We start from the raw sequence: 21,493 nt of genomic DNA on the forward strand, positions 1-21,493 counted from the left end.
TTGCGTCGGATGCCGGTAGGACATAATGCTTGTGAATGTGAACGCGTTCACAAGCGTGTCCTACTTCCTCCCGGAATGGGTCGGATGTGGGAGGCAAGCTGCTGCTGTGACCACGGCGACCCGAAGGAGACGACGACGTGGACCTAGCTTTGGCGCCGGAGACCTTGGCGCGATGGCAGTTCGGTATAACCACCGTCTATCACTTCCTGTTCGTCCCGCTGACGATCTCCCTTGCCGCTCTCACGGCAGGCCTGCAGACCGCGTGGGTGCGCACCGAGAAGGAGAAGTACCTCAGGGCGACGAAGTTCTGGGGAAAGCTTTTCTTGATCAATATCGCGATGGGTGTCGTCACCGGCATCGTCCAGGAGTTCCAGTTCGGCATGAACTGGTCCGACTACTCGCGGTTCGTCGGTGACGTCTTCGGGGCCCCGCTGGCCTTCGAGGCGCTGATCGCCTTCTTCTTCGAGTCGACCTTCATCGGCCTGTGGATCTTCGGCTGGGACAAGCTGCCCAAGAAGATCCACCTGGCCTGCATCTGGATGGTGTCGATGGGCACCGTCCTGTCGGCCTACTTCATCCTCGCGGCCAACTCCTGGATGCAGCACCCGGTCGGGTACCGCATCAACGAGGAGCGCGGCCGGGCCGAGCTCACCGACTTCTGGCTCGTGCTCACCCAGAACACGGCGCTCACCCAGTTCTTCCACACCATCACGGCCGCCTTCCTCGTCGGTGGCGCGTTCATGGTCGGCATCGCAGCCTTCCACCTGGCCCGCAAGCGGCACGTCCCGGTGATGCGTACCTCGCTGCGGCTCGGCCTGATCGTCATGATCATTGCCGGTCTGGGCACCGCCATCAGCGGTGACCTGCTCGGCAAGGTCATGTACAAGCAGCAGCCGATGAAGATGGCCGCCGCCGAAGCGCTCTGGGACGGCGAGGCGCCGGCACCCTTCTCGGTCTTCGCCTACGGAGACGTAGACAAGGGCCACAACAAGGTCGCGATAGAGATCCCCGGCCTGCTGTCCTTCCTGGCCAACGACGACTTCACCTCCTTCGTCCCGGGCATCAACGACGTCAACAAGGCCGAGCAGGAGAAGTACGGCCCCGGCGACTACCGGCCCAATATCGCCGTCGCCTACTGGGGCTTCCGGTGGATGATCGGCTTCGGCATGGCCTCGGTCGGCGTGGGGGCGCTGGGCCTGTGGCTGACCCGCAAGAAGTTCCTGCTGTCGCCCGGCCTGCGCACCGGGGAGAACGAGGTTCCGCACCTGGTCCTCTTCAAGGGCGCGCTGAGCCCGAGGTTCGCCAAGTGGTACTGGATACTCGCGGTGTGGACCATGGGCTTCCCGCTGATCGCCAGCTCCTGGGGCTGGATCTTCACCGAGATGGGCCGCCAGCCCTGGGTGGTCTACGGAGTGCTGCGCACCCGGGACGCCGTGTCGCCCGGCGTGAGCCAGGGCGAGGTGCTGACCTCGATGATCGGCTTCACGCTGCTCTACGCCGTACTCGCGGTGATCGAGGTCAAGCTGCTCGTGAAGTACGTCAAGGCCGGGCCGCCCGAGCTCACAGAGGCCGATCTCAACCCGCCCACCAAGATCGGCGGGGACGACAAGAACCCCGACCGGCCGATGGCCTTCTCGTACTGAGGCTGAGGGGACCACACCATGCAACTCCATGACGTCTGGTTCGTGCTCATCGCCGTCCTGTGGATCGGCTACTTCTTCCTGGAGGGCTTCGACTTCGGGGTCGGTGTCCTGACCAAGCTGCTCGCCCGCGACCGTACGGAGAAGCGGGTCCTGATCAACACGATCGGACCCGTCTGGGACGGCAACGAGGTCTGGCTGCTCACTGCGGGCGGTGCGACCTTCGCCGCCTTTCCCGACTGGTACGCCACCCTCTTCTCCGGGTTCTACCTGCCGCTGCTGCTCATCCTCGTCTGCCTGATCATCCGGGGCGTGGCCTTCGAGTACCGGCACAAGCGCCCCGAGGACAGGTGGCAGACGAACTGGGAACACGCGATCTTCTGGACCTCGCTGATCCCCGCGTTCCTGTGGGGTGTGGCGTTCGCCAACATCGTGCGCGGAGTGAAGATCGACCAGGACATGGAGTACGTCGGCACCCTCTTCGACCTGCTCAACGTCTACTCGGTCCTCGGCGGCCTGGTCACGCTCACCCTGTTCACCTTCCACGGCGCGGTCTTCGCCTCGCTCAAGACGGTCGGTGACATCCGGGAGCGCTCGCGTGCGCTGGCCACCCGGCTCGGTGCGGTCACCGCCGTGCTCGCCCTGGTCTTCCTGGTCTGGACCCAGGTCTCGCGCGGCGACGGCAAGAGCCTGATCGCGATGATCGTCGCCGTGGTGGCGCTGGTCGCCGCCCTCGCCTTCAACCTGGCGGGCCGCGAGGGCTGGTCGTTCGCGCTGTCGGGGGTCACCATCGCGGCAGCCGTCGCGATGCTCTTCCTGACGCTCTTCCCGAACGTCATGCCCTCCTCGCTGAACGACGCCTGGAACCTCACGGTCACCAACGCCTCGTCCAGCCCGTACACCCTGAAGATCATGACCTGGTGCGCGGCCGTGGCCACGCCGCTGGTCCTGCTCTACCAGGGCTGGACGTACTGGGTATTCCGCAAGCGCATCGGCACGCAGCACATCGTCGACGTGCACTGAGCTGCTCCGTACCCGGGGGCCCTCGCCTCGCCGAGGGCCCCCGGACGACTCACCTGCCGGTCCGGCCCTGCCTGCCCCTGGGAGATGTTTCACGTGAAACCGATCGACCCGCGTCTGCTCCGCTACGCCCGCTCCACCCGCCTCTTCCTGGCGGCGGTGGTGGCCCTGGGGCTGGTCGGGGCGGGACTGGTCGTCGGTCAGGCGATGCTGCTCGCCGAGGTCGTGGTCGGCGCCTTCGAGAAGGGCCTGGACGGCGAGGCGCTGCGAACACCCCTCCTGCTCCTTGCAGCGGTCGCTCTGGGGCGCGCACTGGTCGCCTGGCTGACGGAGCTCGCCGCGCACCGGGCGGGCGCCGCCGTCAAGTCCGAACTGCGGGGACGGCTGCTGGAGCGGGCCGCGGACCTGGGCCCCGGCTGGCTGACCGGGCAGCGGACCGGATCCCTCGTGGCCCTGGCCACCCGGGGGGTCGACGCCCTCGACGACTACTTCTCCCGCTACCTTCCCCAACTGGGGCTCGCGGTGGTCGTACCGGTGGCGGTGCTCGCCCGGATCGTCACCGAGGACTGGGTGTCGGCGGCCATCATCGTGGTCACACTGCCCCTGATCCCCCTGTTCATGGTCCTCATCGGGATGGCCACCCAGTCCCGTATGGACCGTCAGTGGCGTCTGCTGTCCCGGCTGTCGGGGCACTTCCTGGACGTCGTCGCCGGACTGCCCACACTGAAGGTGTTCGGGCGGGCCAAGGCACAGGCCGAGTCCATCCGGAAGATCACTGACGACTACCGGCGTGCCACGATGCGCACCCTGCGCATCGCCTTCCTCTCCTCCTTCGCGCTGGAGCTGCTGGCGACCCTCTCCGTTGCGCTGGTGGCCGTGACCATCGGCATGCGACTGGTCCACGGCGAACTGGACCTCTACACGGGCCTGGTCATCCTGATCCTGGCGCCCGAGGCGTATCTGCCGCTGCGCCAGGTGGGAGCGCAGTACCACGCCGCCGCCGAAGGGCTCTCGGCCGCGGAGGAGGTCTTCGCCGTCCTGGAGACCCCGGTCGCGCGCCCGGCCGGTACGGCGGTCCTGCCGGCCGGCACCCCGCTGCGGATCGAGATCGACGGGGTCGCCGTCCGGTACGAGGGGCGGGGCGAGGACTCCCCCGGGCCCGTCTCCCTGACCGTGGAGCCCGGGGAGTGCCTGGCCCTCACCGGCCCGAGCGGAGTGGGCAAGTCCACCCTGCTCCAGGTGCTGCTGGGCTTCGTGACACCCACTGCGGGGCAGGTCCGGGTCGCAGGCGTGGACCTGGCCGATCTGGCCCCGGCGCAGTGGCACGAACGGATTGCGTGGGTTCCGCAGCGCCCGCACCTGTTCGCGGGCACGATCGCGGAGAACGTCCGCCTCGCCCGGGCCGCTGCCTCCGACGCCGAGGTGGACGAGGCCCTGAGGGACGCTGGAGCCTGGGAGTTCGTGTCCGCCCTGCCGCGTGGGGCGCAGACCCTGCTGGGGGAGGGAGGCGTGGGGCTGTCCGCCGGACAGCGCCAGCGCCTGGCCCTGGCCCGGGCGTTCCTGGCCGACCGGCCGGTGCTCCTGCTGGACGAGCCGACGGCGGCGCTGGACGGGGAGACCGAGGCCGGGATCGTGGACGCCGTGCGGCGGCTGGCCGTGGGCCGGACTGTGGTGCTCGTGGTGCACCGGCCGGCGCTGCTCGCCGTCGCCGACCGGGTGGTGGCCATGACGGCCGTCACCTCTGCCGGACCGCGGCCCGGGGCGGAACGCCCGCAGCGAACCCTCTCCACAGCCGCGGCGACCGGATCCTCGGCCGCGCAGGATCCCGGGGAGTGGATCCTCGGCGCCGCGCCCGAGCGGGTGCGGAAGGCCGGAGGGGCTGACTCGGGCGGGGCCGATCCGCTGAGCCGGGTGCGGGCGGTGGCCAAGGCGTGGCAAGGCCGGTTCCGGCTCGGACTGCTGCTCGGAGCGCTGGCCGTCGGTTGCAGCGTCGGGCTGATGGCCGTGTCCGGGTGGCTCATCTCGCGGGCCTCCGAACAGCCGCCCGTGCTCTACCTGATGGTGGCCGTCACCGCCACTCGCGCCTTCGGCATGGGCCGGGCGGTGTTCCGGTACGCCGAGCGGCTCGTATCGCACGATGCCGTGCTGCGTATGCTCGCCGACCTGCGGGTGGCGGTGTACCGGCGGCTGGAGCGCATCGCGCCCGCCGGGCTCCGCGAGCACCGGCGCGGGGACCTGCTGGCCCGGCTGGTGGCCGACGCAGACGCCCTGCAGGACTACTGGCTGCGCTGGCTCCTGCCGCTCGGCACCGCGGTCCTGGTCGGCACCGGATCGGTCGCCTTCACCACATGGCTGCTGCCCGAGGCAGGAGCCGTCCTCGCCGCCGGGCTGCTGGCCGCGGGCGTCGGGGTACCGCTGGTCAGCGGTGCGTGCGCCCGCCGCGCGGAGCGCAGGCTCGCGCCCGCACGGGGCGAGCTCGCCACCCGGGTCGCCGATCTGCTCAGCGGCACTGCGGAGCTGACCGTCGCCGGAGCCCTGCAGGACAGGAAGAACCGTGCGCGGCAGAGCGACGGGGTGCTCACGGGCATCGCCGCGCGCGGGGCGGCCGCCACCGGGCTGGGCAGCGGGCTGTCCGCGCTGGTGTGCGGGCTGACGGTGGTGGCTTCCGCGGCCGTCGCCGCAGGTGCGGTGCACGAGGGGCGGCTGTCCGGCGTGGCGATGGCCGTCGCCGTGCTGACCCCGCTGGCCGCCTTCGAAGCGGTGGCCGGGCTCCCGCTCGCCGTCCAGTACCGCCAGCGGGTCCGCCGGAGCGCCGAGCGGGTCTACGAGGTCATCGACGCGCCGGTCCCGGTCGCCGAACCCGAAGCGCCGCAGCCGCTGCCCGCCGAAGCCTTCCCGCTGCGGCTGACCGGACTCAGCGCGCGGCACCCGGGCCAGGAACGGGACGCGCTGCACGGGCTGGACCTGACCCTGGAAGCAGGCCGCCGCATCGCCGTCGTGGGCCCCTCGGGCTCGGGCAAGACCACACTGGCGCAGGTCCTGCTGCGCTTCCTGGACCCCAGCGAGGGTGCGTACACCCTGGGCGGGACGGACGCGCGGCTGCTCGATGGCGACGACGTACGGACCGTCGTCGGTCTCTGCGCCCAGGACGCGCACCTCTTCGACAGCTCGGTACGGGAGAACCTGCGCCTGGCCCGAACCGGCGCGAGCGAGGAGCAGCTGAGGGAAGCCCTGGCCGCCGCCCGGCTGCTGGAATGGGCCGACGGGCTGCCGGACGGGCTGGACACCCTGGTCGGCGAGCACGGTGAGCGGATCTCCGGCGGTCAGCGCCAGCGTCTGGCCCTGGCCCGTGCGCTGCTCGCCGACTTCCCCGTCCTGGTCCTGGACGAGCCCGCCGAGCACCTGGACCTGGCCACGGCCGACGCCCTGACGGCGGACCTGCTGGCCGCCACCGAGGGTCGTACCACGGTGCTGATCACGCACCGGCTGGCAGGCCTGGAGGCCGTGGACGAGGTGCTCGTACTGGACCACGGCACGGTCGTGCAGCGTGGTGCGTACGAGGAGCTCGCCGCGACGGAAGGGCCGCTGCGACGGCTGCTCGACCGGGAACGAGCGGCGGACGGGACGGTGGCCGACTTCCAGCAGGCCGACTTTCCTCGCTAAAGCGGACTAACTAGTCTCAAGGGCATGTCAGTGCAGGAGTCGCCGCAGCCGTCGGAACCGTCACCCGGAACGCCGGACCCCCTCGAGGCCGCCACCCAGGCCACCAGGAGTCTCCAGGGCCTCTCCACCGAGCTCACCGCCCGTGTGCCGCAACTCCTGGAAGCCATGAGGTCGGTCGGTACCGGCCTGGAACTGCACTCCACACTGGACCGCATCTGCGAAACCGCCGCCGAGCTCGCGGACGCCCGCTACGCGGCGATCGGCGTCGTGGACACCGAGGGCCGAGGGCTCTCGGACTTTGTCACCTACGGCATCAGCTCCGAGACGGCGCGGAAGATCGGCCACCGTCCCGACGGGAAGCGGGGGCTGCTCGGGGCCCTGATCTCGCATCCGGACACGGTGCGGCTCGCCGATCTGACCAAGGACCACCGCTCGGCCGGATTTCCGGCGCACCATCCGCCGATGCGGACCTTCCTCGGCGTTCCGATCAGGGTGCAGGGCGAGATTTTCGGCAACCTCTACCTGGCGGAGAAGAACACCGGCAACGAGTTCAACGACTACGACGTCCACATGGTCAGGGTGCTCGCCACCGAGGCGGGCATCGCCATCGGCAACGCGCGGCTCTACGAGGCCGCCACCCAGCGGGAACGCTGGATCGACGGCTCGGTCGCCGTCACCACCGCCCTGCTGTCCGGCGGGGACGCGGACGACGCCCTCGTGGTGGTCGCCGAACAGGCCCGCCGGCTGGCGGACTCCTCCGCCGGCATCGTGATGCTGCCTGCCGAGGAGGGCGGAATGGAGATCGTCGCCGTCTCCGCCGAGAACCCGGCCACCTCGCTGGGCGTGGTGATCCCGGCCGAGAGCCCGGTGGTGGACAGCCTGCTGCACGGCGAGCCGGTCTTCGTGGACGACGCCGCGTCCGACCCCCGCATGATCAGCAAGCTCACCAGCCAGTACGGGCCGTGCATGATGCTGCCGCTGCACAGCGGCGGGCGGGTACTGGGCGCCCTGGTCACGCCCAGGGCCCGGGGACAGCGCCCCTTCACCGAGGCGGAGCGGACCCTGGCCACGCAGTTCGCCTCCCAGGCCGCGCTCGCCCTGATGATGGCCGAGGCCCAGCGCGACCGGGAGCGGCTCGCCGTTTTCGAGGACCGCGACCGGATCGCCCGCGACCTCCACGACCTGGTCATCCAGCGGCTGTTCGCCACCGGGATGATGCTGGAAGGGGCCCAGCGGCGGTCCGTCGTCCCCGAGGTCCGTGACGGGGTCGGCAAGGCCGTGGACGAGCTGGACGTGACGATCCAGGAGATCCGGACCGCCATCTTCGCCCTCCAGCAGGGCCCGGCAGAAGCCCCCTCGGGACTGCGCACCCGGGTCCTGCGGGAGATCAACATGGCGGCCGTACCGCTCGGCTTCAAACCCGCGCACCGCTTCATCGGACCCATCGACGCGGTGGTCGGCGAGCTGGTGGGCAAGAACCTGATCGCAGCGCTCCGGGAGGCCCTGTCGAACGCCTTCCGGCATTCCGAGGCCGGACGGATCGAGGTGGTGCTGGACTCCACCGTCACCTTGGCCGACGGGCGCCCCGGCGTACGGCTCGAGGTCGCCGACGACGGCGTGGGCATTCCCGAGGGAGGTCGGCGCAGCGGACTGCGGAACCTGAGGCGCCGTGCCGAGTCCCTGGGGGGCGCGAGTTCGTACGGCCCGGGCATCGGAGAGGACGGCGGCGGCACCACCCTGGTGTGGGAGGCGCCGCTCTAGGAGGAGCCTGCCGTCAGGCCTGCTGCTGGGCCTGTGTCTGCCGCTGGGCGATGCGTTCCGCCAGGATGCGCTCGATGACCACGGCGACCCCGTCCTCGTTGTTCGCGGTCGTACGGCCCGAGGCGGCGGCGATCACATCCGGGTGGGCGTTGCCCATGGCGTAAGAGGTGCCCGCCCAGTCGAGCATCTCCACGTCGTTCGGCATGTCCCCGAAGGCGACCACTTCGGCAGGGGAGATTCCACGTTCTGCGCAGCACAGGGCCAGGGTGCTCGCCTTCGAGACACCCTGGCCGCTGATCTCCAGCAGGGAGGTCGGGCTGGAGCGGGTGATGGAGGCGTACTCACCGGCGGCGGAGCGAGCCAGCGCGAGGAACTCGTCGGGCGCGAGCTCGGAGTGGTGCGCAAGCAGCTTGAGCACGGGCGCGGCACTGTCGTCCGAGACCTCGTGCAGCAGCTTCTCGGCGGTGGCGATGTTCGCTCCGGAGTCCTTGAAGAACGGCGGGTACTCGGGCTCGTAGTTGATCCCGGTGGTCAGCTCCACGGCGAAGGACGTGCCGGGGGCAGCGCTGCGCAGAGCATCCACCACGGCCAGCGCGGCCTCCCGGGGCAGGGCCCTGACCTGGACGAACTCCCGTCCGGCATGGAGATCGACCACCGCCGCGCCGTTGGCGCAGATCGCCAGGCCGTGGCCGTGGACGTGGTCGCTGACCACGTCCATCCAGCGGGCCGGGCGTCCGGTGACGAAGAAGACCTCGATCCCGGCCTCCTCGGCTGCGGCGAGCGCGGCGACGGTGCGCAGCGAGACCGACTTGTCGTCGCGCAGCAGGGTGCCGTCGAGGTCGGTGGCGATGAGCCGGGGTGCGGGGATTGGCCCGTCCGGGCGCTGGGAAGCCGAGGTCACGCTCCATCTTCGCCCATGGGCCCGGACCACCGGACCATGATCGGCAAGACCTGGCCGAGTGGCTGATGTTTCACGTGAAACATCAACACGGGACTGGCGGCGGCGAGGTCGATGTTTCACGTGAAACACGACCGGCCGGTGGGGTCGCCGGGCCAGGAGCGCGCGCCGTCGGTCCATGGGCCGCCGTAGGCTCGGGAGCATGAATCTGCGCCTGAGCACAGTGATCCTTCCTGTCCGCCCGTGGCACAAGGGAGGCCGCGACCAGTGGGTACAGGCCGAGGGGCTCGGCTTCCACGCCGCTTACACCTACGACCACCTGTCGTGGCGGACCTTCCGGGACGGACCGTGGTTCGGTGCGGTCCCCACGCTGACCGCGGCAGCGGCCGCCACCGAGCGGCTGCGCCTGGGAACGCTGGTCACCTCGCCGAACTTCCGGCACCCGGTGACCCTCGCCAAGGAGCTCATCAGCCTGGACGACATCTCCGGCGGCCGGATCACCCTCGGCATCGGAGCGGGCGGCAACGGCTTCGACGCGACGGCACTGGGCCAGGAGTCCTGGTCCCCGCGCGAGCGCGCGGACCGCTTCGCCGAGTTCGTGCCGCTGCTGGACCGGCTGCTGACCGAGGGTGCGGTGAGCCAGTCGGGCACCTTCTACTCGGCCGAAGAGGCCCGTAACGTCCCCGGCTGTGTCCAGCGGCCCCGGCTGCCGTTCGCGGTCGCCGCGACCGGTCCGCGTGGTCTGAAGCTCGCCGCCCGGCACGGACAGGCCTGGGTCACCACCGGGGATCCCAAGCTCTTCGAGGACGGCACCCCCGAGCAGTCGCTGGAGGCGATGCGGAGTCAGCTCGGACGGCTCGAGAAGGCCTGCGCGGAGATCGGCAGGGAAGCCGGGCCCATGGAGAAGGTCCTGCTGACCGGCTTCACGCCCGAGCGCAACACGCTGCTGGAGTCGGTGGACGCGTTCGTCGACTTCGCCGGCCGGCACCGCGCTCTGGGCTTCACCGAGCTGGTGATCCACGCGCCGATCCCGGACTCCGACTTCGCCGCCGACGAAGCCGTCTTCGAGAAGATCGCCACCGAGGCCCTCGCGCAGCTGGGCTGAGCCCGACGGCGCCTCCCTTCACCCCCGCCACGAGGCGATGGGGGTGAAGGGAGGCGTGCGGGTCAATCCGTCAGGGCCCGCAGAACGCGTTCCGCACTGGACAGCAGCCACTCCGGTGCGGTGCCCTCGGGCAACTCCCGCACCTCGTCGGCCAGGGCGGAGATCCGGGCCGCGCCCGCCGCAGGCCGGCCGAGCTCCTGCTCGGTCCAGGCGGCGTTGTTCAGGCACTGGAACCGGTCCTTGAGGTACTCAGGACCGAGTTCCGCGTAGATGCCGGCCGCCCGGTCCCAGAGCAGGATCTCCTCCTGACGCAAGGCGGTGATCTGCGTCCCGGTCAGCAGGCTGGGCTCGGCCGAGGCGCCCGAGTCCTCCTGGTGGCCGTCTGCGTCCCCCTCTGCGTTCGCGTCTCCGCGGCCGGGCTCCTCGGCCTGGGTGACCCATCGGTCGAGGACCTGCGCCAGCTGGTGCCAGGTCTGGGCCAGCTCGGACTGCAGCTCCGGGTCCCCTGGACGTGCGAGCAGCGCGGTCTCCAAGACCTCAGCCGCTTCGTCCATGCGGGCCCGTGCCGTGCCCACGGCCGCTTCCGTGACGTCCTCGCGCAGGGCAAGCCAGGCCAGCGAACGCAGGATCCGCACCTCGGAGCCCGGGGCCGCGCCCGTCAGCCGGTGCAGCTCGAGGGCTCGCTCGTAGGCGGCGACCGCCTCAGGTACCAGCTGGGCCTCCGAGAGCTGGTCGGCGGCCGCCTGGGCCAGGCTCGCCTGTGCGCGGGGGTTCTCCCATCCCTTGGCCACCTCCGCCGCCAGCAGGAACTGCTCCGCCGCGGCGCGCGGTTCCCGCAACTGGCCGAGCAGGCCGCCCAGGAGCTCCCGTGCGGCCACGGCCTGGCCCTCACCATGTTCCAGCAGGTCGGGCAGCGAAGACTGCAGGACCTCCGCCGCCTCCGCGGTACGGCCGACCTGCCCGTAGGCCCGGGCCAGCGTCAGCCGGGCCTGGGCCCCTCCGTCGGCGGCGAGGCCGGCCTGGTCGAACCAGTGGGCCCCGGTCAGTGCGAGCTCCGCCGCCTCCACCGCGCCGTCCGGCCGTCGCAGCAGGATGTCCGCGAGGGTGAGCCGTACGAGCCCCTGGGTCTCGGCGTCGGTCACCTCGGCGGCATGCTCCAGCCCGGAGCGCGCCGCCTCCAGCGCGTCCTCGGGCCGGTCCAGGGACATCAGGACCCCGGCCTGCAGGACGAGCGGGTCCACCGCCTGCCACGACAGACCCGCAGCGATCGCGCGGGCGGCCGCCGAGGCCAGCAGCGGCAGTGCCCGCTCCGGGTCACCCTGCGACAGGGCCAGCCTGCCGAGCATTTCCTCGGCCTCCGCCGCCAGGTCCGGAAGTTCCTCCCTGTGGGCGGCGGCAAAGCCGGTGAGCTCGGCGACGAGTGCGGCGTGTCCGTGCTCCCTGCCGCTTCCGTGATCGTGGACGTGGTCGTGTTCGTGCGGATGCCCGTCACCGGCGGCCTCGACCGAGCGCAGGTACGACTCCACGCGGATCGTGGACAGTTCCGCGAGCGCGATCCGCCGGGCCCGCAGCGGCTCGGCCGTGTCCAGCGCCTCGGCGGCCCGCAAGGCCACCGCCAGCAGCTTCCGGATCGCCTCGGCAGCAGCGCCCGACTGTGCGGCCACGCTCGCCAGTCGCAGTTCCGCCAGAGCCGCCCGCTCGTCCTGCCCGAGGGCCCGGTAGCCGTCCCGGACGGCGGTCAGCAGACCGGGCGCGTCCTCGGAACCGAGGCGTGCAGCGGCCAGGGCGCGGTGGTCCGCGACGTCGGCCGCGACCAGCGGATCGGACCCCGCCTCAGGCTCGGAGTCCACGCGCACGGCCACCTCGGCCCAGAGCCCGTCGGCGGAAGGGTGCCCCAGGTCGCGCGCCTGCCGGGCCCGCTCCACCAGCTCGGCGAACTCGAACCCGGCGGCCGGGGCGGCGGCAGCGGACCCGACGGCAACGGACCCGATGCGAGCGGACCCGGCTGATATGGGTACGGCGGACACGGGTACGGCGGGATCCGACCCGGGCAGGGCGGCACTCCGCACCCCCAGCGGCAGCACCTCGGCCAGCGGGGCACGGTCGATGCGCTCGAGGAGCTCGTCGGAGACGCGGGTGGTCCCGTTACGGACGTCGAAGCGGTGCGCGATGGCCAGCGCGTCGGCGTGCAGGATCCCGTACAGCTCGTCGACCGTCCGAGGGCTGCCGTCGTACGGCACGGACGGGGCGGCGCCGTGCCCGAGCCGGGTGAGCCGCCGTAGCAAGACCAGGATCCCGCCGTAGAACTCTATCTGCGCGTCCACGTCGGCGAGCGGCCCCAGATACCCGGTGTGCTCCGAGAGGATCTCCAGACCGCGCGACTCGTTGCCGGTGAGGGCACAGAACTCGATGTGCTCACCGATCGAGCGCAGCAGGCTCTCCTTGCCCCGCGCCATGCGGTAGCCGCGCAGGTGGTGGGCGCGGGCCTCGTCGGCGCGGCCGAGGCGGAGCAGGGGGAGCAGCGACCGGGCGAGCACCCGGTGCGGTTCCTCCCTGCAGACCTGCCGGCCGGCGAGGACCGGCTCCCAGATGTCGATCGCCTTCGCGTCCAGGCCCTTGTTCGCCCAGAACCAGCCCTGGGTGTGCGTCTCGCAGGCGTGGCAGTCGCTCATCCCGTCGCGCTCGGCGGCCTGCCAGCGTTCGACGGCCCGTTCGGCCCGCTCGTCGTCGCCGATGGCGTGCGCGAGATAGAACTCGGCCTGACGCACGGCGCGCTCGCTGTATCCGGCGATGCGATAGCGCCGCTCCATGTCGTCGAGCCAGCGGGTCACGGACCCGATGGGGATCTCGGGGGACTCGACGATCCGGCCGGACACCCACTTGAACCGCCAGAACAGCGCGTAGGTGTCGTTGCTGTCGAAGGCGCCCGGATCGCGGTCGTACTCCTGGAGGAGCCGGGCGAAGGGCACCACCATGCGGGTCCGCTCGGCGCTGTACTCGTAGGCGTCGATCTGGCTGACCAGGGCGAGCCGGAACAGTTCGGGGTCACCACAGGTCTCGGCCGCGGCCGTCAGCACCTCGGCCTGCGCGTTGCGCGCAGCGCCGTGGGGAAGGGCGGAATTGTCGTACAGAGCCTGCCGGATCTCCTCCGCCGTCATGCTGCTCACTTGCCGTTCTCCTGGGTCTCGGTGGAGTGGGTCGCCCATTCCAGGAGCCCGAGGAAGGCCCGGTTGAGCAGGGTGGAGTCGGAGGGGCGCAGCGGCCGCTGCGCCATCAGGAGGGCTTGTCCGTACAGCGACTCGACGGCGGTGCCGGTCAGGGCCTCGTCGGGGAGCGCGGAGATCCGGCGGATCAGCGGGTTGTTGTGATTGAGGACCAGGCGGGCGCGGGGGGCGGAGCCGCGCAGCGCGCCGAGGATGCCGGTCCACAGGGAGTCGGCTCCCTCCAGGGCGGCGGTGCGGTCCCGTTCCTGCCGGGCCTGACGGTCGTCGAGGTAGAGGGCGGGAACGGAGACGGGCTGGAAGGCGCGCAGCACCACGTCGCAGCCCTGTGCCTGAAGCCGGGTGCGTGCCGTGGACAGGAAGGCGGAGAGGGCGAGTTCGTCGGCGGTCGGCACCGGGTCGAGGCGCTCGGTGACGGCTCCCGCGTCCAGTTCGGTGACCTTGAGTTCCGGCCGTACGAGGGGCAGCAGGGCCAGCAGGTCGGCGTCGTAGGTGTAACCGGCGTTGATGACGCCGAGGCCGTGGGCCGCGGCGATGGGCGCGATCTGGCGGAACTCCTCGACGGTGCGGGTGAAGTGGACCTCGGTGTGGGCCGCCGTGAACTCCTCCAGGCTCATCGAACCGTCGCTGGTCTCGAACGGCAGCCACGGAAGCATCAGGCCGAGCAGCTCGGCATCGTGCCGGGCCAGGGACTTCACGCCGAGGTGGTGGACGCGCAGGAAGGCCGCCAGGCGTTCCGGTTCACTGGCCGCGAGTTCGGCGAGCCAGGTCCGCACGCGGGCGCCGAGCGCATCGCGGACGGCGGACAGGGTCTCGTCGTCGTACAGGTTCTCGCGGGAGGCGGTGGGGCGCAGGGTGTCCGTGTCGATGACGGCGCGGACGAAGAACGCCCAGTCCGGCAGCAGGTTGTCGGCCCCGTCGGTCAGCAGCATGCCCTTCAGGTGCACGCGGTGTCCGGCCCGGTGGGCCGGGCTGGTGGGGTCGGGGAGGACGTACGCCACCCCGCGCACCCCGGCCACCGGGAGGTCGAGGTCGATGCTGTCGAGCGGGGTGAAGCCGAAGAGCTGCGCACAGTGCCCGGCGAGTGCGACGCGGCGGGCGGCGGGGGTGGGGAAGGCACGGTCCCACACGGGAGGCCGGTCGGTGACGGGACGGGGCTCGCCGCCCCGTCCGTCGTCGAAGCTGACGGCATAGGGCAGCAGGGAGCCGTAGTCGCGGGCCAGTTGCTCGACCTTCGCCGGAGCGGTCCACTCCTCGGCCCCGGGGCGGGGCTCGAGGACGACGGTGGTTCCGGGCTCCGTACGTGCCTCGTGGGGGAGCTCGCGCACGGTGTACGAACCGTCGTCCGTGGCCAGCCATTCGACGGGCGCTGCCTGAGGGTCGCGGGCGGAGCGGGTGATGACGCGGATCTGCCGGGCGACGACGAAGCAGGCGAGGAGCCCGATGCCGAACTGGCCGAGGAAGTCCTGGCGGGTGTTCTCCAGGCCGCGGATCTGCTCGTCGGCGCTGTCCCCGCCGCGCTTGGAGCTGCGGCCGATGGTGGCGAGGAGGGAGTGCGCCTCGTCGGCGGTCAGGCCGATGCCGCTGTCCTCGATGGTCACCCGGTCGCCGGTGGCGGACAGCCGGATGCGGACCTCCGCGGCCGGGTCGAGGGCGTGGCGGGCGGTGACCGCGTCCACTGCGTTCTGCAGGAGCTCGCGGACGTAGACCCGGGGGCTCGAGTAGAGGTGGTGGGACAGGAGGTCGACCAGACCGCGCAGGTCGACCTGGAAGCTATGGGGCGTGGGTGCGGTTGTGGGCGTGGGTGTGGACGTCATGGGGCGGCACCTCGCGTACTCGCATGGATGGTTCGGCGATCGCGAGGTCCCCCCTCACTGATCCCTGAGTGGCAACAGCGTAGGGGGGCGGCCGGACAATCTCCGCCCGAATCCGGAGCTCCGCCGGTGGTGCGCAGACCCCTGGCAGAGCCCTACTGGAAGCGCAGGAACTCCGGCGGCACGGCGTCGACGAGCCATACCCCGTTGGCGCTGACCCGGAAGACGTGCCCGGCCGCACGCATCGCCGCCGCGTCCACGCTGAGCACGACCGGCCGGCCGCGCCGTGCGCCCACCCGGTTCGCGGTCTCACGGTCGGGGGACAGGTGCACGTGGTGGCGGGCCATCGGGCGCAGCCCTTCGGCGCGGATCGGTTCCAGGGCGGCGGCGACGGTGCCGTGGTAGAGGTACGCGGGCGGCTCGGCCTCCGGCAGGTCGAGGTCCACGGAGACGGTGTGCCCCTGGTTGGCCCGGATCCGGGTGCCGTCGACGGCGAAGCGCTGCTTGTCGTTCGCGGCCACGACGTGGTCGAGCTCGGCGCGGCTGATGGCGAAACCATGGCCGGCGGCCGCGCTCAGGAGGTCCTCGATCTCCACCCAGCCGTTCGGGTCGAGCACCAGTCCGATGCGTTCGGGCTGATGGCGCAGGTGTTTCGAGACGTATTTGGACACCTTCACGGTGCGTCTGTCGTCCATGCCCCCAGGGTGCCGGGTCGTACGGCCTTCCGGCAGGGATTTTCGGTGCACCGACGGAGCTGGACACCCCCTACCGCGTTTCCGAGATACGGAATACATTTTCCGCTGCTACGTCTGCCCATGGGGAGAAATCATGACAGTCAACGCTTCCCTTCCACGCCGCGCCGCCGCCGAGCTCATCGGTACCGCGGGCCTGCTCGTGGTCGTGATCGGGTCCGGGATCCAGGCCACCGCGCTCACCCGCGACACCGGTGTCGCCCTCGTCGCCAACTCGCTCGCTTCCGCCATCGGGCTCGGCCTGATCATCACCCTCTTCGGGCCGCTGTCGGGCGCCCACCTCAATCCGGTGGTCACCCTCACCTCCTGGTGGGCGCGGCGCACCGGCGGCGCCGGCCTCAGTGGCCGGGAGGTCCTCGTCTACACCGCGGCCCAGACCGCAGGGGCCGTGGGCGGCGCCGTTCTCGCCGACACCATGTTCGGCCGCACCCCCGGCACCTTCGCCACCCAGGTGCGCGACGGGGGCCACCTGCTCGTCGGAGAGGTGGTCGCCACCGCGGGACTCGTGCTCCTCATTCAGGGCCTCGAGCGCATCGGGCGGCCCCGGCTCATACCGGGCGCGGTCGCCGCGTACATCGCAGCCGCGATCTGGTTCACCTCCTCGGGTTCCTTCGCCAACCCGGCCGGCACGCTCGGGCGCAGCTTCAGCGACTCCTTCACGGGCATAGCCCCGCAGTCGCTGCCGGGATTCGTCGCCGCCCAGCTGGTCGGCGGGGTCCTGGGCCTGCTCCTCGCCTCCCTGCTGTACGGGAGCCCGCGGGCCGTACGCAAGGCGGAGGGGGAGGTCACGGCGGTCGCCGTGCCCGGCGCCGCGGCGGAGGTCGTGCTGGTGTCGGAGGTCGTGTCCGTCCCCGGTGCCGCGGCCGTGGCCGGCAGCGGCCCGGTGGAGGACGCGGGACCCACCAAGGCGGCGTACGAAACCATCGGTTGAGGCCGCCGGCCGAAGGCAGTCGGCGGCCGCAGCCCCTGTTGTCCACAGAGGCAAGGGAGTTGTCCACAGCTGTTTGGGATGGTTTCGGAGGCAAACGCGTGATCCGCCCTGTGGACTACTGACCGAGCGCTACTGCTCGCCGCGGCGCGCCAGGTCGTTCATCGTCCGGGCCTGGAGTTCCCGTTCCGTGGCGGCCCGGACGAATTCCGCCACGTGCTCGGCCCCCACCAGCTCCTGCACCGCACGGACCGTCCCGGCGGGGAGGGACACCGGCGCGGGCCCGGAGGGCTGTGAGGCTCCGGCCGCGCCCAGGTGCCGCTGAAGGTGACGGGTGGCGAACAGCTGCATCGCGCGAGCCAGCTCGGCGTCCACCGTCTGCTGGGCCAGCGGCCGCAGCCGCCGTACCAGGGTGGCTGCTTCCGCGGCGTCCGCGTCGGTCGGAGGCACCTGCCCCAGGTAGCGGGCGAAGACGTGCTCGGTGGTGAACTCCAGGAACCGCGAGGCGATGTGCTCCACCTGCCCGCGCAGTTCCCGCAGGTGCCCGGTGATCGCCGACAGCGGCACCCCGGCCGCGTACAGCTCGGCGGCCACCGCCAGTTCCTGCGGCGAGGGGACGAGGAACTCCTCGGGGCGCCCGGGGATCCGCTCCAGCACCCCCAGCTCGCAGGCCTCGCCCACGGCCGAGTCGTCGGGTTTGCCGCCGAACCGCTCGTTCAGCTCCTCCCGGCTGATCCGGACCGCTTCCTCGTCGGTCCACGGCCCGTGCACCTCGGCGACCAGCCCCAGGACGCCGCCCAGCCCGCGCCCGGCGTCCCAGGCCTCCAGCAGCTCCTTGATGGAGGCCAGGGTGTAGCCACGGTCCAGCAGGTCGGCGATCTGGCGCAGGCGCGCCAGATGCGTGTCCCGGTACACGTTGGAGCGGCCTCTGCGCTCCGGCTTCGGCAGCAGACCGCGGTCCTGGTACGCCCGGATCGTGCGTACCGTCGCTCCGCTGTGGTGTGCCAGATCCTCGATCCGGTACTCGGCTACTGCCTGATCGGACAATCCCGGCTCCCTACGACATCGCGGCTCGGCCGACCGCGCCGGCCGCGGCCCGGGCGGCAGGTGAGGCCGCGAGGTACTCGACCGCCCTGCGCAGCGAGCCCTCCTGCGAGGGATGGTACGACCGCCGGAAGTAGCGGGGTATGGCCGTGCCGAGCTCTCTCCACGTGGGCAGCAGCCCCTTGGCCACGGCCCGGTTGTGCCCGCGGAGCGAATAGCGCGTCCGGCCGCCCAGCCGGGGGTCGTTGCGGATCAGGTACGAGGCACCCCATATCCACAGCCAGGCCAGCACCGGTGCGACCACGACCATGCCCTCGACGCGTCGTGCGTAGCGGGGCAGGCCGCTTCCCCCGCAGTGCTGGTACATGTCGAAGGCGACGGAGCGGTGCTCCACCTCCTCCGCGCCGTGCCAGCGCAGCAGGTCCAGCATGACTTCGTCCGCACCGGCCCGCTCCAGCGTCTCGGCGCGCAGGACCCAGTCCCCGAGGACGGCCGTGAACTGCTCGATCGCGGCGATCAGGGAGAGCCGGAAGCGCAGCCACTCCTGTGCCGTGACGGGCACTTTGAACGGCGGGCGCTCCCCCAGCAGCTTCTCGAAGAGGAAGTCCACGTGCTTCGTGTAAGCCTCCGTCGGCAGCTGCTGCTGCGCGAGGTGGTCCAGTACGTACGCGTGCTGCACGCTGTGCGTGGCCTCCTGGCCCATGAACCCCTTCACGTCGCGGCGCAGCTCGGGGTCGGTGACGAGCGGCAGGCCTTCCTTGAAGACCTTCACGAACCACCGCTCCCCGGCCGGCAGCAGCAGGTGCAGCACATTGATCACGTGGGTGGCGGTCGGCTCGTCGGGTATCCAGTGCAGCGGGGTGGCCTCCCAGTCGAAGGCCACCCTGCGCGGGACGATCGGGTGCGCGTCCCCGGCCAGGTCCGGCCCCGGCTCCGGAGCGCCCGGGCTCACAACGGGGGGTCCAGCTTCGCGATCGCCCGCAGCGTGCGCGGCGCGAACCGGGACATCCACAGGGCGCCCTTGGACTCGGGGGTCACCGGGACCACGGCCTCATTGCGCACCACGGCCCGCAGGACCGCCTCGGCGACCTTCTCCGGGGGGAAGTTGCGCATCCCGTACAGCCTCGAGGAGCGTTCCTGGCGGCGCTTCTCCTCGGCCGCGTCCACCCCGGCGAACCGGGACGTGGCGGTGATGTTGGTGTTGACGATGCCCGGACAGATCGCGGAGACGCCGATCGACTTCGACGCCAGCTCCGCGCGCAGGCACTCCGACAGCATCAGCACCGCCGCCTTCGAGGTGCTGTAGGCGGGCAGGGTCTTGGAAGGCAGGTAGGCGGCGGCGGAGGCGGTGTTGACGATGTGCCCGCCCTGGCCGCGCTCGGCCATCTGCCTGCCGAAGATCCGGCAGCCGTGGATGACACCCCACAGGTTCACGTCGAGGACCTTCTTCCAGTCCTCGGAGGTGGTCTCCAGGAAGGGCCCCGACAGTCCGATCCCGGCGTTGTTGACCAGGACGTCCACGATCCCGTACTCGGCGGCGACCTTCACCGCGAGCTTCTCCATCGCCTGCTCGTCACTCACGTCGACGCACTCGCCCCAGGCCTCGGGCGCACCGACGAGGCGCGCCATGTCGGCCGTGCGCGCGGCGCCTTCGGCGTCCCGGTCCACGGCCACCACGCGGGCTCCCGCCTCGGCGAAGGCGAAGGCGGTGGCGCGGCCGATGCCGCTGGCCGCGCCGGTGACCAGGACCAGCTGGCCGCCGAAGCGGTCGGCGTGCTTGCCCGGAGCCTTCTGCTCCGGCGCCCGCACCGCGGGTTCCTCCCGGGAGGTGACGAATTCGGTGATCCAGGCGGCCAGCTGGTCCGGCCGGGTGCGCGGCACCCAGTGTTTGGCGGGCAGCGTCCGTCGCAGCAGGTCCGGGGCCCACTGCTCCAGACCGTCGTAGAGCCGCTCGGACAGGAACGCGTCCCCGGTCGGGGTGATCAGCTGGACGGGTACGTGCGCGTACGCGTCGGGGCGCGGCCGGCGCAGCCGGGGCCGTACGTTGTCGCGGTAGAGCCACGCGCCGTGCGCAGCGTCCGAAGGCAGCGATGCCGTCGGGTAGTCGCCGGCCGGCACCTTCTCGACGCGCTGGAGGATCCCGGGCCACCGCTTGCCGAGCGGTCCGCGCCAGGCGAGCTCCGGCAGCACGGGCGTGTGCAGCATGTAGACGTACCAGGACTTGGCTCCCTGCCCCAGCAGCTGCGCCGCCCGGCGCGGGGTCGGCCGCGTCATCCGCTTCTTGATCCAGTGGCCGAAGTGGTCCAGGGAGGGCCCCGACATCGAGGTGAAGGAGGCGATCCGCCCCTCGGTGCGGGCGACCGTAGCGAACTCCCAGCCCTGTACGGAACCCCAGTCATGGCCGACCAGGTGCACCGGCCGGTCCGGACTGACCGCGTCCGCCACGGCCAGGAAGTCGTCGGTCAGCTTCTCCAGGGTGAAGCCTCCGCGCAGTGGCTGCGGCGCCGTGGAACGGCCGTGGCCGCGTACGTCGTACAGCACCACGTGGAACCGTGCGGCGAGGCGTTCGGCCACCTCCGACCAGACTTCCTTGCTGTCCGGGTAGCCGTGGACCAGCAGGACCGTCGGCCGGTCCGTCTCGCCCAGTTCGACGACGCACAGCTCGACGCCGCCGGTGCTCACCCGGCGCTCACGCGCCCCCGCCAGTCCCGCCACCGGAGCTCCGTCCTTGTCGCTCATGCCGCTCATGCTGCCTTCTCCTCGGCCCAGCGCCGCACGTGCGGCAGATCGTCGTCCAGCCAGTACGCGCTCTCCTCGGGGTCCCGGGAGTCGGTGACGACGAGGATCTCCTCGAACTTCGCTCCGGTGCCCCGGAAGCCCAGATGCGGTTCCACGGCCCACAGCCCCGGCTGCGGCGGGTGGTCGGAGAAGCGGTACGGGCTCCACAGCGGGGACCATCCGTCGCGGTGCCCGTGCAGGACGTCGCTCGCCAGCCCCTTCAGCGACTGGGTGCCGAACCCGAACGCGGTCGGCGACCAGCGGCGCTCCTTGACCCGGTCGATCTTGTGCGCGATCACGCCGAAGGGGTAGGCACGGTGCCGGTTGGCGTACCCCTGCCGGTTCATCAGCTGCTCGACGTTCTCGTATATCTCGCGCAGGGAGCGGCGCTCGCGCACCTGGTCGAGGATCAGCTCGCGGTGCGCCCGCAGATCCGACATGAGCCGGTCCTGCACCGGGTTGAGGCCGAGGCTGCCGGAGTAGCCGATGTCGGCCGCGTACCCCTTGTAGACCGGTGCCATGTCGAGGATGAACGGCATCCCCGGCTCCAGCTTCCGGTTCGTCGGGAAGAACTGGAGCGGGATCTTGAAGTTCGCGAAGGCGGTGCGGTCCCCGAACCAGGCGAAGGGCAGGTGGAACCAGTCCCGCACCCCTCGCTCGCGCAGCCACTCGCGCTGCATCCGCGCCGCCTCGCGCTCGGTCACGCCGGGCCGCAGCTGCGCGGCGACGGCCTCCGCGCACGCGTAGGACAGGCGTTGCACCTCCCTGAACCCGCTCAGGTCGGTGCGTTGCGCGGTGCGTTGCTTGGTGTCCCCAGCCATGCCAGCCGTCCGTCCCTGTAGCCGTACGCGCCCGTAAGTTGACACTGA

The 21,493-nt window shown here is 71.4% G+C and carries 14 protein-coding genes; 6 read left to right on the forward strand and 8 right to left on the reverse strand.

Features of this window, described 5'->3' with window-relative positions; genetic code table 11:
• Positions 1-137 precede the first annotated feature (137 nt).
• From IO30_RS0109900 to IO30_RS0109915, 4 genes are all read left to right on the forward strand, one after another.
• Positions 138-1,643 carry a cytochrome ubiquinol oxidase subunit I gene (locus IO30_RS0109900; RefSeq protein ID WP_031141362.1) on the forward strand — a complete coding sequence of 502 codons (1,506 nt, stop codon included), beginning with the start codon at positions 138-140 and terminating at the stop codon, positions 1,641-1,643.
• Positions 1,644-1,661: 18 nt separating this feature from the next.
• Complete coding sequence (cydB, locus tag IO30_RS0109905; protein WP_031141364.1) at positions 1,662-2,663, forward strand: cytochrome d ubiquinol oxidase subunit II; 1,002 nt, start codon at positions 1,662-1,664, stop codon at positions 2,661-2,663.
• A 93-nt stretch (positions 2,664-2,756) separates the two neighbouring features.
• Positions 2,757-6,323: a thiol reductant ABC exporter subunit CydD gene (cydD, locus tag IO30_RS0109910; RefSeq protein WP_031141366.1), complete on the forward strand. Its 3,567-nt coding sequence runs from the start codon at positions 2,757-2,759 to the stop codon at positions 6,321-6,323.
• Positions 6,324-6,347: 24 nt separating this feature from the next.
• The gene (locus IO30_RS0109915) at positions 6,348-8,084 is read left to right on the forward strand and encodes a GAF domain-containing sensor histidine kinase (RefSeq protein ID WP_031141368.1); all 1,737 of its coding nucleotides are present in this window, start codon (positions 6,348-6,350) and stop codon (positions 8,082-8,084) included.
• A gap of 13 nt (positions 8,085-8,097) precedes the next feature.
• Here IO30_RS0109915 and IO30_RS0109920 read toward each other — a convergent pair whose 3' ends face one another.
• Positions 8,098-8,985, reverse strand: a complete 888-nt coding sequence (locus tag IO30_RS0109920) for a Cof-type HAD-IIB family hydrolase (protein WP_037893574.1) — start codon at positions 8,983-8,985, stop codon at positions 8,098-8,100.
• Between the two features lie 199 nt (positions 8,986-9,184).
• Between IO30_RS0109920 and IO30_RS0109925 the strand changes: the two genes are divergently transcribed.
• Complete coding sequence (locus tag IO30_RS0109925) at positions 9,185-10,087, forward strand: LLM class flavin-dependent oxidoreductase (RefSeq protein WP_031141372.1); 903 nt, start codon at positions 9,185-9,187, stop codon at positions 10,085-10,087.
• Positions 10,088-10,149: 62 nt separating this feature from the next.
• Here the strand turns inward: IO30_RS0109925 and IO30_RS0109930 are convergent, their stop codons facing one another.
• The 3 genes from IO30_RS0109930 to IO30_RS0109940 all read right to left on the reverse strand — a co-directional run bounded on the left by IO30_RS0109930 (position 10,150) and on the right by IO30_RS0109940 (position 15,817).
• Positions 10,150-13,254 (reverse strand): hypothetical protein, encoded by a 3,105-nt coding sequence (locus IO30_RS0109930; RefSeq protein WP_051902090.1) that lies wholly within the window; start codon positions 13,252-13,254, stop codon positions 10,150-10,152.
• Positions 13,251-15,125: an HSP90 family protein gene (locus IO30_RS0109935; RefSeq protein WP_031141376.1), complete on the reverse strand. Its 1,875-nt coding sequence runs from the start codon at positions 15,123-15,125 to the stop codon at positions 13,251-13,253. The genes IO30_RS0109930 and IO30_RS0109935 overlap by 4 nt, the downstream gene beginning before the upstream one ends.
• A gap of 152 nt (positions 15,126-15,277) precedes the next feature.
• On the reverse strand, positions 15,278-15,817 hold the full coding sequence (locus IO30_RS0109940; RefSeq protein WP_031141378.1) for an RNA 2'-phosphotransferase: 540 nt from the start codon (positions 15,815-15,817) through the stop codon (positions 15,278-15,280).
• Positions 15,818-15,950: 133 nt separating this feature from the next.
• Here IO30_RS0109940 and IO30_RS40325 point away from each other — a divergent pair, with 133 nt between their 5' ends.
• On the forward strand, positions 15,951-16,805 hold the full coding sequence (locus tag IO30_RS40325; RefSeq protein ID WP_078904622.1) for an aquaporin: 855 nt from the start codon (positions 15,951-15,953) through the stop codon (positions 16,803-16,805).
• 129 nt (positions 16,806-16,934) lie between these two features.
• Here IO30_RS40325 and IO30_RS0109950 read toward each other — a convergent pair whose 3' ends face one another.
• From IO30_RS0109950 to IO30_RS0109965, 4 genes are read right to left on the reverse strand one after another with little or no spacing between them, the layout of a single operon-like run.
• Positions 16,935-17,849, reverse strand: a complete 915-nt coding sequence (locus IO30_RS0109950; RefSeq protein ID WP_031141383.1) for a MerR family transcriptional regulator — start codon at positions 17,847-17,849, stop codon at positions 16,935-16,937.
• A gap of 10 nt (positions 17,850-17,859) precedes the next feature.
• Positions 17,860-18,798, reverse strand: a complete 939-nt coding sequence (locus IO30_RS0109955; RefSeq protein ID WP_234321730.1) for a metal-dependent hydrolase — start codon at positions 18,796-18,798, stop codon at positions 17,860-17,862.
• On the reverse strand, positions 18,795-20,594 hold the full coding sequence (locus IO30_RS0109960; protein ID WP_234321731.1) for an SDR family oxidoreductase: 1,800 nt from the start codon (positions 20,592-20,594) through the stop codon (positions 18,795-18,797). The genes IO30_RS0109955 and IO30_RS0109960 overlap by 4 nt, the downstream gene beginning before the upstream one ends.
• Positions 20,591-21,445 carry a M24 family metallopeptidase gene (locus IO30_RS0109965; protein ID WP_037893577.1) on the reverse strand — a complete coding sequence of 285 codons (855 nt, stop codon included), beginning with the start codon at positions 21,443-21,445 and terminating at the stop codon, positions 20,591-20,593. The genes IO30_RS0109960 and IO30_RS0109965 overlap by 4 nt, the downstream gene beginning before the upstream one ends.
• Positions 21,446-21,493 lie beyond the last annotated feature (48 nt).

Origin of the sequence: Streptomyces xanthophaeus, from assembly GCF_000725805.1 — a bacterium.
In the GTDB taxonomy this organism is placed as follows: Bacteria; Actinomycetota; Actinomycetes; order Streptomycetales; family Streptomycetaceae; genus Streptomyces; species Streptomyces xanthophaeus.